Origin of the sequence: Microcoleus sp. CAWBG58 (genome assembly GCF_020883045.1) — a bacterium.
Lineage (GTDB): Bacteria > Cyanobacteriota > Cyanobacteriia > Cyanobacteriales > Microcoleaceae > Microcoleus.
This window is the reverse complement of sequence record NZ_JAHRFA010000149.1, coordinates 1-8,162: the sequence shown is the minus strand read 5'-3', so window position 1 is coordinate 8,162 and position 8,162 is coordinate 1. Positions and strand designations below refer to the sequence as shown.

7 protein-coding genes and 2 pseudogenes are annotated in these 8,162 nt (G+C 44.6%); 5 read left to right on the top strand and 4 right to left on the bottom strand.

From position 1 onward, the window contains the following. Nucleotides 1-181: 181 nt before the first annotated feature. Entirely contained in the window at nt 182-460 is a 279-nt protein-coding gene (locus tag QZ918_RS32435; protein WP_293343050.1) for a hypothetical protein, read from the bottom strand. A 157-nt stretch (nt 461-617) separates the two neighbouring features. Here QZ918_RS32435 and QZ918_RS32430 point away from each other — a divergent pair, with 157 nt between their 5' ends. Together QZ918_RS32430 and QZ918_RS32425 are read left to right on the top strand one after the other, a co-directional pair. Next, nucleotides 618-1,718, top strand: coding sequence for an ATP-binding protein (locus QZ918_RS32430; RefSeq protein ID WP_293343047.1), 1,101 nt, complete (start codon nt 618-620; stop codon nt 1,716-1,718). 576 nt (nt 1,719-2,294) lie between these two features. Continuing rightward, nucleotides 2,295-5,000, top strand: a complete 2,706-nt coding sequence (locus tag QZ918_RS32425) for an ATP-binding protein (RefSeq protein WP_367275484.1) — start codon at nt 2,295-2,297, stop codon at nt 4,998-5,000. A 65-nt stretch (nt 5,001-5,065) separates the two neighbouring features. Here the strand turns inward: QZ918_RS32425 and QZ918_RS32420 are convergent, their stop codons facing one another. The 3 genes from QZ918_RS32420 to QZ918_RS32410 all read right to left on the bottom strand — a co-directional run bounded on the left by QZ918_RS32420 (nt 5,066) and on the right by QZ918_RS32410 (nt 6,036). After that, the gene (locus QZ918_RS32420; RefSeq protein WP_293343044.1) at nt 5,066-5,371 is read right to left on the bottom strand and encodes a type II toxin-antitoxin system RelE/ParE family toxin; all 306 of its coding nucleotides are present in this window, start codon (nt 5,369-5,371) and stop codon (nt 5,066-5,068) included. After that, a complete protein-coding gene (locus QZ918_RS32415; RefSeq protein ID WP_293343041.1) occupies nt 5,371-5,655 on the bottom strand; it encodes a type II toxin-antitoxin system ParD family antitoxin in 285 nt (94 codons plus the stop codon). Before QZ918_RS32415 ends, QZ918_RS32420 begins: the two co-directional genes overlap by 1 nt. Before the next feature lie 183 nt (nt 5,656-5,838). After that, complete coding sequence (locus QZ918_RS32410) at nt 5,839-6,036, bottom strand: helix-turn-helix transcriptional regulator (protein WP_293343038.1); 198 nt, start codon at nt 6,034-6,036, stop codon at nt 5,839-5,841. Nucleotides 6,037-6,230: 194 nt separating this feature from the next. Between QZ918_RS32410 and QZ918_RS32405 the strand changes: the two genes are divergently transcribed. The 3 genes and pseudogenes from QZ918_RS32405 to QZ918_RS32395 all read left to right on the top strand — a co-directional run. After that, nucleotides 6,231-6,440, top strand: a complete 210-nt coding sequence (locus tag QZ918_RS32405; RefSeq protein ID WP_293343036.1) for a hypothetical protein — start codon at nt 6,231-6,233, stop codon at nt 6,438-6,440. 228 nt (nt 6,441-6,668) lie between these two features. Beyond that, nucleotides 6,669-7,067, top strand: a pseudogene (locus tag QZ918_RS32400) (glycosyltransferase); the annotation flags it as partial. Between the two features lie 134 nt (nt 7,068-7,201). Then, nucleotides 7,202-8,036, top strand: a pseudogene (locus tag QZ918_RS32395) (NAD-dependent epimerase/dehydratase family protein); the annotation flags it as partial. Between the last annotated feature and the right edge of the window lie 126 nt (nt 8,037-8,162).

The window sequence follows — 8,162 nt, the reverse complement described above, 5'->3', positions numbered from 1 at the left end:
CGGCGCAAAAAGTCTTCAAGATTAGCTATTTAATCTTCTACTTTTTGAGTTTTTGAGCAACTGCTTGCCTGAGCTTCAAAGGTGGCTACTTTTAGCTGCGCTCATTTTTTAGTCTAAACTACAGTAATTAAGGGAAGTGAGATTAAGGGCGATCGCACTTGGGCAAATAAATCATCAGAGATTACTCATCATCATCATCTGCTTTACTACCTAAAAGTCCGAAAATTGCACCGATACCCATATTCCAAGTATCCTTGGAAGTCTCAAAAATGCTAGCTTGTTGGGGAGATAGCTGATCTTCGGTACTAAGGAATAAAGACACGCCTCCAGAAAGTAAGGTAATACAGACAACAGTTGCGAAGACTTTCTCGAAAGGAGAGGGAAGCTGAGGAGGAGTGTTTTTAGGAGTCATTTTAGTGGATTTGGATTTAGCAGGTGTCATATTTGGTTGAGCTTTCATAATTGCTACCTTTTGATTGGTGATGTTTTAATCGTAAAGGGCAAAACCTTGAAATCCAAGGTGTGTATGGGTTTGATTGGTATGAGTTTGGTTGAGTTTGGGATGTGTTTGGTTGGCGAGCGTTTGCTACAATACTTAAAAGGTTTGTAATTCAGCTATGCCACCGCAATCTATCAAAGCATCGAAGGCAGGAATCGAAAAAGCAGAAATGGTTCGCATAGATAAAGGCTGGAGTCGCCAAGACATAGCTGATCGTGTTTTAATGGGGGAAGGCAAAAGTCTACAGACAGGCATCAGTCTTCAAACAGTTAATAATTTTTTCACTAGCAACAGAGTCAAACGCCAGTATTTTGTTGGAATTTGCAAGGCTTTAGGATTAGATTGGCAAGACATTAAAGAATCCAATACAACTACGAATGGGGGCCCAGAAACCGGGTTTTTTTCACGAAAAGACGCGTTACAGCCCGTAGATTCGATAAAAAACCCGGTTTCTTCGATCGCACTGGATGATTCCGATCGCAATAATCCGTTTATTCCCCAGCATGGTAAGATAGACGATCGGCGATTTTTCTTTGGGAGAGAACGGGAAATTCGGCGGGTGTTCGAGACGCTGAACAGTGGTAGTAGTGTAGCAATTATAGGCGAAAGGGCGATCGGCAAAAGTTCCCTCCTACAAGCCATTTACCGACAAGCACCAACTCAACTCCGTCATCCGCGCCAACCGATTTATCTCGATTTAAGAAATGTTTGCGATGAAGATGATTTTTACCGTGCTTTGTGCGACAAAGCAGGGATCGAGACAGCGAAAGGATATCAACTACAAAGGGCTTTAGAATCGCACCGATTCCTGTTACTTTTAGATCAAGTTGAGAAAATGACCTCCGATGAATTTACGAACCAAGTACGCGGCCAATTGCGGAGTTTAGCCGAGGGAACCAATTGCCCATTGCGTCTAGTTGTCTCTGCCCGCAACCCTCTCGATATCCTCTTTCCTGACAGTGAAGACCAAAATATGACATCTCCTTTCAAAGGGATTTGCATTGAGGAAAATCTGAAGCAATGGGACGAAAAAATCAGCCGCGAATTTATTGCTAGTCGCCTCCAGGCTGACTGGTTAACACCTGTTCCCCAACCCGTGAGTTTTACAGAGGCAGAAATTGCGACGTTAATTGCGGAAAGCGGCGGCTATCCTCAGAAATTAATGCAGTTGTGCTATCAAACTTATGCTGGTTATCTCAACGAGGCTAAATCACCCTAAAATAATGTATAAAGCAAAATATGGGCGATCGCACAATCGAATATCCTGTAGGGGCAGGTTCACCAACGATTATCGCCAAAAACAGACAATCTCATAAACCTGCCCTCCCCACCCGAGATTCACATTCACATTATCCAGTAGGGGCAGGTTCACCAACAACAATCGCCAAAAACAGACTCCCCAGCCGAGATTTACATTAACATTATCTTGTAGGGGCAGGTTCACCAACAACAATCGCCAAAAACACACAACCTCATAAACCTGCCCTCTCCCCACCCGAAATTTACATTAACATTATCCTGTAGGGGCAGGTTCACCAACAACAATCGCCAAAAACACACAACCTCATAAACCTGCCCTCTCCCCACCCGAAATTTACATTCACATTATCTTGTAGGGGCAGGTTCACCAACAACAATCGCCAAAAACAGACAACCTCATAAACCTGCCCTCCCCACCCGAAATTTACATTCATTCCCCACCCCTGATTTGCATTCACATTTTACCAATAAATTTGCGGTACATTTGTTTGGTTGGTGGGGTGGGGGCGGGTTTAGGAAATTGTCGATTTTTGTCATGAATGTTGGCGAACCCGCCCCTACAGAAATCATGGTTAATTTACTGAATATGAATCAAAACCATCCCCCTATTCCTCGCTTAGATTTAGCTCCCAAACTGAAGCGCCCTCTTTCTTTGTGGAATCCTTTAGATTACCTGCGATTGTTATATTGGGTGTTTTACTTTCCTCAAGCTTTGCGGTGGTACGAGTCTACCTTTGGGGGTAAATCTAGCTTAGAAAATGCCAAAACCTGGCGAGAGAAGTGGGAGTGGTTGCGTCAAAATTCCGTCAAACGTCAGTTGATGCTACAAGCCTTGATGTTAATCATTGTTATCCCCATAGGCTTGAGTAGGCTTTCGGAAGAAATAGGTGTTTCTATCGATTGGTCAGGCGTGGCATTCGGGGTCACGTTGAGCGTGGTATCCGGCGTGACGTTGAGCGTGGTGTTCGGCGTAGCATCCGGCGTGGCGTTCGGCGTGGCATCCGGCGTGGCGTTGGGTCTGGCATCCGGCGTGACGTTCGGCGTGGTGTTCGGCGTGACGTTCAGTATGGCGTTGGGCGTGGCATCCAGCGTGGTGTTCGGCGTGGCATCCGGTGTGGCATCCGGTGTGGCATCCGGCGTGGCGTTTGGCCTGGTGTTCGGCGTGGCGTTGGGTCTGACATCCGGCGTGACGTTCGGCGTAGCATCCGGCGTGACGTTCAGTATGGCGATCGCACGTCCTGAAAATTGGCTTTTCGCTGTACCGTTCACTCTACTCCAGCGTCAACAGCAAAACAGACAATTTCCTCACATTACCCCACTTCCCCTTCCCTACCTTTCTTCTCAAATAACTAATTGGCTGAGGCGAGATTGGGAAACAGGATTGCAAAACATTAACGAACTACTAAAATTTACCCTTCAGTTTATCCCAGTTGTTAAAGCTGTAAATCGCGTTCTAGCAGAGACACCAAAAGAGCAACTTATCTATCGCATCGCTCAATTATCACAAGATCCTTATGATTGGAATTTAGTGCGTTTTGCCTCAGCTTCTCTCAGTGAAGTAATGAAGTCACAAGCAGTAGCAGGTTTTTTCATCATCACACCTTGGAAACAACAAATTAAAGCTCTTTTTCAAACAGAAATGCGTTTAGATACTCCGGCCCGTGCCTCTGCCGCTGGTTTCTGGTATCTCCACGAACAACAACCAGACAAAGCTTCTGTAGCTTTCGCTGTAGTGCGAGATTTGCTTTATGGAGAAGAGATGTTGGCCTTAGCGGAAATTCTCACGGGTTTTCACCAAGCAGCAGAACTCGCCGAAATTGCTTCCCTAAAACTGCCACCTTCCCCAAATCCACCTCGGCTACGCGAGAATACTTGGCAAGCAATTGCATCTCTACGACGGGTAATTGCCGATGTCCAAGTCGTCCAGAATAGCGTATCTCGTTCTGCCCGTTGTCTTGCCCTCAACCGAGCATTAAGTGCACTTGAAACTCTCCTCGATCGTCCAGATATTTTACCAGAACCTGAAGTAAAATTAATTATTAAAATCACCGAAAACTGGCTAGAAATATTACTTACATTAACAGTAAAAATGGCAGATATTTCAATTACTAAACCTGTGAGTATCCCCTATGTAATTGGCGATCCAGTCCAAGGCAATCTGTTTGTCGGCCGCGAAGATATCATCAGACAGCTAGAGGAGTTGTGGGTACCGGGAAATAACCTGCAATCTGTGGCTCTATTCGGTCATCGGCGGATGGGGAAAACTTCGATTTTGTTGAATGCGACCAACTGCTTGGGAGCAAAGGTACAGCTGGCCTATGTCAATTTGCTGCGAGTAGGAGATTGCTCTCAAGGAGTCGGCGAACTGCTGATATTCATCACCGATGCCATTAGCAAAACGGTCAAGATTGCACCTCCAGCCGATCGCGATTTACTCGATTTACCCTATCTCACCTTTGGACGCTACATCGAACAAGTAGTAACTAATATCGAAGGTGGATTAATCGTTGCTTTAGACGAGTTTGAAAAAATTGAAGAATTGATTCATGCTGGGAAAATAAACCCAGATTTTATCGGCTTTTTGCGAGGAATACTGCAAATGAGTTCTAAAGTTGCCTTAGCTTTTGCCGGATTGCACACCTTGGATGAAATGACCGGGGATTATTTCAATCCTCTTTTTGCTAGCATTATCCCCATCAAAGTCGGTTTCCTGAGTCTAGGTGCAACTCGCCAAGTTTTAGCGAATCCCGATGATGATTTTCTCCTAGACTACAAACCAGAAGCACTCGATCGCATTTATGAACTAACTCACGGCCAACCCTACCTCACGCAATTGGTAGGATTCCTGTTAGTCCGCCTCTACAACGATCGAGTATTTGAAATGGGACGCCCCCGCGATCCAATCTTTACCCTAGAAGATGTAGAAACAGTCATCAATGACCCGGAATTTTTCTCCAGAGGCCGCTACTATTTTACAGGAGTTTGGGGTCAAGCAGCCGAAGGCGCATCGGGACAACAGGAGATTTTAAGAGCGTTAGCACCTCATTTAGAAGGAATGAATCTTGACAGTTTGAGTCAAGTAACAGGGATGGATGAGATGAGTTTAGAGGAAGCATTAAAAACTCTGGAACGCCACGATGTTGTTAAAAAATTTAATGGTTGCTATTGTATTGCTGTGGAACTATTTCGCCGTTGGGTTCAGATGTCATTCGGAGATAACGGGTGGTTAACATTAGTTTGAACTAGAATTAAAAGCTCGAAACAGGTTAAATAAGCTCACACTCACCCACTGAATGAATATGCAACTTAATTTCCTTCATCACCATAAAAAATTGCTTCTAAATCTTGATAGCCACTCAACACCCGCACAATTTCAACTCCCTCACCAACAGCACGATAAAATATCAAGTAATTCTCTACCGGAAAACTCTGCAATCCCGGCTCAAAATCATCCTGATTTCGCCCCATGTTTGGAAAATTAGCCAACAATTTGCACTGCTGCTTAATCGCTTGTGTGAGTCTCCTAGCAGAATCGGGGTTAAACTGGGCAATATAGCCTGCAATCTCCTTCATATCACGCTTTGCTGAAGGTGCTAAAATATACCCAGCCATTATCTAACTTCCTCTGTTGCTTGCATTTGAGCTTCTATTCGACAGATATCTGCCTCGATTTCATCAAATACTTCTTCGCCATCAATCCCTTCACCGCGATTTAATTCTTCTATTCCTACCTGAATTTTTTGTCTCAACTCAGCAACACGTTTCTCTCGAATGCGATCGCGCTCCCACAACAACCGTAAAGATTCCCCTACCATCTCACTCACTGAGGAATATCTACCTTTTTTTACCTGTTCTTGGATTAACCGTTCGAGTTCTGGAGTCAAAGATATATTCATCACAATTTGCTCAGCTATCGATAATTTTATGATACCGCTTTTCATATCAGTTGCACAGTTTAATCCTTACTTTTTAGCAGGCTTAGTTAAAATGAAGTGCGATCGCCCTTACGGCCAAAAGTACGCGCGTGCGTAGCTATCCCGAGCGTGAATCGCCCAACCCACCCGCTGCAACTCCCCAGACTACTCCACCAAATCTTCGATCGTAAACTTCAGCAAATCGCACAGGGCTTTCATCTGTACTGGGTAAAGCTTGGGTACGTGTCTGTCTATCTCCCAGTTGATCACCGTGGATTCCACAACATTGCACGCCCTTGCCACTTGTATCCTAGTTAAACCTAGACTTTCACGTCTTTCTCTTAGCTTTTGCCCCAGCGTCATTATCTGTCCTGTACTTAATTCAGTTAACTATATGTATTCAGTTGACTATATGTAGTCGATGCTTTAATCTAGATACAGACACCAAGTCTGAAAAAAAAGTCAAAAGCCAGTCCGCGCCCTCGACAAGCATTGAACTGGCTTTGGCGACCATTCCCGTGCGACAAATCCAACACTAAATGGAGACCATGTTTATTATGCCTTATAAAGACCGCCTCAACAGGTGGCTGATAGTTCGTTTGCTGCCCAATATGCAGCGAATCACTGTAGCCCAGTTTTTCAGGCATTCTGATGCTGACGGCCATCTGCGGATTATCCGACAGTTAATCCCCAATGCTCACTTTGTGATTGTGTTTAATGCTGATGCCAATCTAGAGGCTGTTCCTAGCAGTACCGAAAGCCGCTAGAGGTCGATCGGGCGATCGCACTTCAGGCATTAGATCGATCGCCCTTTCTGTCTTAGCTTAAACCAAATGCGATGCGCGATCGCACGCACTTTTTGCACAATACTGACCCAACTGGTACAGGTGGCAAAAACTCAGCAACTCTATTTGTAGCATTTCCTAGGGGCAATCCCTCGTCGTTGCCCCCGATGTTTCATCTCCAGCCCATGACTATAGTCGGAAAACCCTTTATTCTTGTCGGTGGCTGAATTTATTCCCCGCAAGCGCCCTGGCAATATTCTCAAGGCATTTGCCCAACTAGCTCGACCTCAAGTACACTTAGCTTTGGTCGGAGATGGCATAATTTTGGAGGAAATGCGAGAACTAGCATCAGAATTAGGAATTCAAAAGCAAGTACATTTTTTGGGCTTGCGACAAGATATCCCCATTTTGATTCGTACCTCAGTAGCTACTCTGATTGCTTCCTCTCAAGAAGGGCTTCCTAATTGCGTCATGGAATCTTTCTGCATCGAAGTCCCCGTCATCGGTATAGAAATTCGAGGCACTCGTGATTTATTAGAAAATGGCAATGGTTTGCTGGTAAAGTTGGGAGATATCAACGGAATAGCACAGCAATGGCATAGATTTTAGACCATCCAGAGGAAGCTCAACATATGAGCAAGCGCGGACGAGAAAATATGGTTAATTATGACCTGCCACATATCCTGAAAGCAATACCAGGCTTTATATGCTGAAGTCAACAATCAAGAATCAACAATCAACCCATGAGTAATATTGTTACAGGCGCGGCAGGTTTTATCGGCTCTAACTTAGTCGAAACTCTTTTAAACCAAGGTGAACAAGTAATCGGAGTTGATGAAGTCAACGATTACTACAATCCCGAATTGAAGAGAAAAAATCTCGCTCATTTTGAAAAAAAATCCAAATTTTAAACTAATTGAGGGCAATATCCTATCTTTGGATTGGAAACCGCTATTAGCAAATGCAGAAGTCATTTACCACCAAGCAGCCCAAGCAGGAGTCCGTGCTAGTTGGGGATACGGTTTCCGCAGCTATACGGAACGCAATATCAATGCAACTCAGGTACTCCTAGAAGCCGCCAAAGATGCACCGCAACTGAAAAAGTTTGTATTGGCTTCGTCTTCGTCGGTGTACGGCAATGCTGAAACTTTTCCTACTTCCGAAACTGCCTGCCCTCAACCAGTTTCTCCCTACGGGATTACCAAATTAGCCGCTGAACGTTTGGCTTCGCTTTATCATCACAATTTTGGCGTTCCCGCAACCATCCTACGCTATTTCACTGTTTACGGGCCTCGCCAGCGTCCCGATATGGCATTTCACATATTTTTTAAGTCAATTTTGTGCGGCGAAGCGATTTCAATTTACGGAGACGGACTGCAAACGCGAGATTTTACTTTTATCAGCGATTGCGTTGCCGCTAATTTAGCGGCCGCTAAAGTGCCGGAATCTGTCGGGGAAATATTTAATATTGGAGGGGGAAGTCGAGTTGCTTTGGCAGAAGTTATTCAGACGATGGAAAGCATTGTCGATCGCCCGATTCGCATCAATTACCTAGAATCGAGCAAAGGAGATGCCCGAGATAAGTAGGTAGGCGGGAAAAAACCAATCTATGTAACAAAATATTAAGTTACCTAATTGGAGTTAAACTTAAGACGTTGCGTGGTGTAATTTCCCTTTTGTCCTCTAGCTTCTACTCCATGAATT

Excerpts from the sequence above, each read along its gene's own strand:
- QZ918_RS32420 (WP_293343044.1), bottom strand. The coding sequence starts at position 5,371 with ATGGCTGGGTATATTTTAGCACCTTCAGCAAAGCGTGATATGAAGGAG.
- QZ918_RS32430 (WP_293343047.1), top strand. The coding sequence starts at position 618 with ATGCCACCGCAATCTATCAAAGCATCGAAGGCAGGAATCGAAAAAGCA.
- QZ918_RS32425 (WP_367275484.1), top strand. The coding sequence starts at position 2,295 with ATGAATGTTGGCGAACCCGCCCCTACAGAAATCATGGTTAATTTACTG.
- QZ918_RS32410 (WP_293343038.1), bottom strand. The coding sequence starts at position 6,036 with ATGACGCTGGGGCAAAAGCTAAGAGAAAGACGTGAAAGTCTAGGTTTA.
- QZ918_RS32435 (WP_293343050.1), bottom strand. The coding sequence starts at position 460 with ATGAAAGCTCAACCAAATATGACACCTGCTAAATCCAAATCCACTAAA.
- QZ918_RS32415 (WP_293343041.1), bottom strand. The coding sequence starts at position 5,655 with ATGAATATATCTTTGACTCCAGAACTCGAACGGTTAATCCAAGAACAG.
- QZ918_RS32405 (WP_293343036.1), top strand. The coding sequence starts at position 6,231 with ATGCCTTATAAAGACCGCCTCAACAGGTGGCTGATAGTTCGTTTGCTG.